The sequence below is a fragment of the Ameyamaea chiangmaiensis genome (assembly GCF_013376175.1).
Lineage (GTDB): Bacteria > Pseudomonadota > Alphaproteobacteria > Acetobacterales > Acetobacteraceae > Ameyamaea > Ameyamaea chiangmaiensis.
In genome coordinates, this window is record NZ_JABXXR010000275.1 from 1 (window position 1) to 1,874 (window position 1,874).

Annotated in this window: 2 protein-coding genes; both read right to left on the reverse strand. The window is 67.0% G+C overall.

Annotated features, from left to right (window positions below; all coding sequences use genetic code 11):
- A partial coding sequence (locus HUK82_RS16295; RefSeq protein WP_176614921.1) for a glycosyltransferase family 4 protein occupies positions 1 to 962 on the reverse strand: 962 nt, incomplete at its 3' end.
- 2 nt (positions 963 to 964) lie between these two features.
- Entirely contained in the window at positions 965 to 1,822 is an 858-nt protein-coding gene (locus HUK82_RS16300; protein ID WP_176614920.1) for a UDP-2,3-diacylglucosamine diphosphatase, read from the reverse strand.
- Positions 1,823 to 1,874 lie beyond the last annotated feature (52 nt).

Below are 1,874 nucleotides of genomic sequence, written 5' to 3' on the forward strand. Positions count from 1 at the left end.
AAGCGCTCCGCCCATGCCCGGCAGGCGTCCCGATCGGTCGTCAGCAGCGCGCGCGCCTGCGCCTGCAGGTCGTCGCCGCAGGCATGGATCGCCGATGGGGCGCCGGCGAAAATGTCGGCCGGTCCGGGCGCGTTGAAACTCGCCACCGGCAGGCCACACGCCAAAGCTTCGAGAATGACGAGTCCGAATGTGTCGGTGCGCGACGGGAACACGAAGACGTCCGAGCCGGCATAGGCCGCGCGCAGGGCTTCGCCTTCCAGCGTGCCCACGAACAGGGCATCGGGATAGCGTCGTTGCAGGTCCGCCCGGGCGGGACCGTCGCCGACGACGATCTTGCTGCCTGGCAGATCGAGGCGAAGAAACGCGTCGAGGTTCTTTTCGACAGCGACGCGTCCGACGCTGAGGAAATAGGGTCCCTGTCGCCCGAACTCGCGCTGCCAATCCCGGCCGCCGCCCGGACGGAATCCCGACAGATCCACCCCGCGCGTCCAGTTCCGCAGCCCACCAAAACCCCGCGCGGCCAGATCGCGCGCGATGCTGGCGGTGGGCACCAGCGTGGCGGCGGCAGCGCCGTGGAACCAGCGCAGCGCGCCGTAGGCAGGTCCGACAGGCATGCCGAAGCGGGCGTGCAGATATTCAGGGAAGCGCGTGTGAAACGACGTGGTGAAGTCCAGGCCGCGCGTCAGGGCCCAGCGCCGCGCAGCCATGCCGAGAGGCCCTTCGGTCGCGATATGCAGCGCATCGGGCCGAAAATCGCGTGCGATCCGTGCGAGACGCCGCCCGGGCAGAAGGGCGAGCCGGATTTCGGGATAGGTCGGGCACGCGCAGGACGTGAAGCGGTCAGGCCCCGCGATCTCGACCACGTGGCCTTCCGCGCGCAGAGCGTCGGCGACCATGCCCAGCGTTCGTACCACCCCGTTGACCTGTGGACGCCACGCGTCGGTGACGATCAGCAGGCGCATGGTCACGCGGGCTCCGGCATGAACACGGGTTTTGGCGCGGCTGTCCGTCCCGGCGACCGGCGTGCGAAGGCGTGCGAGACATCCGGCGCGCCGAGTGTCTGTGCCAGTCCGAGCAGTTCCATCGTGCCGTCGGTTCGTTCGACCAGCGCGCTGCAGCTTTCCACCCAGTCGCCGTCATTCATGTAAAGCAGGCCGTCGATCGTCCGGATGACGGGATGATGGATATGGCCGCAGATCACGCCGTCCGCATCGTGTTTGCGCGCCTCGGCGATCGCAGCATGTTCGAAACGGTCGATGGCCATGACGGCGCCTTTCACCTGCCGCTTGAGCCACGCGGACAGCGAGCGATAAGGCAGCCCGAGCCGCCGTCGGGCGGCGTTGACGACGTGGTTGATGGCCAGCGCCAAGGTGTAGGCCTGATCGCCGAGCACCGCCAGAAGAGGTGCGTAACGCACCACGGAATCAAATTCGTCGCCGTGCAGGACAAGGAATGTCTGGCCGGTGGCCGTGACGTGTGTGGCCCGTTCGCATAACCGTACGCCCGCGACCTCCAGTTCCATCGGCAGCCAGGCGCGCATCATTTCATCATGATTGCCAGGGATATAGACAACGTCCGTGCCCCTGCGGGCCATTTTCAGGATCAGGCGCAGGACTTCGTCATGATGACGGTCCCAGAACCACGAGCGTCTCAGGCGCCACCCGTCGATGATATCGCCGACCAGATACAGCCGGTCGCAACTGACACGGGCCAGAAAAGCGGCCAGAAGTTCGGCCTTGCAGCCGCGCGTACCCAGATGCAGGTCCGACACGAACAAGGCATGATAATGGGTTTTGGGAGGGGCGCTCAGCATGACGTTCATCGGCGACTCCGTCGGTCGCGCCTGGCCGGGCGCGTGCGGGGCGGCCGGCCCG

What these genes read in the sequence shown, in the direction of transcription:
- HUK82_RS16300 (WP_176614920.1), bottom strand. Translation starts at nt 1,822, where the DNA reads ATGAACGTCATGCTGAGCGCCCCTCCCAAAACCCATTATCATGCCTTG.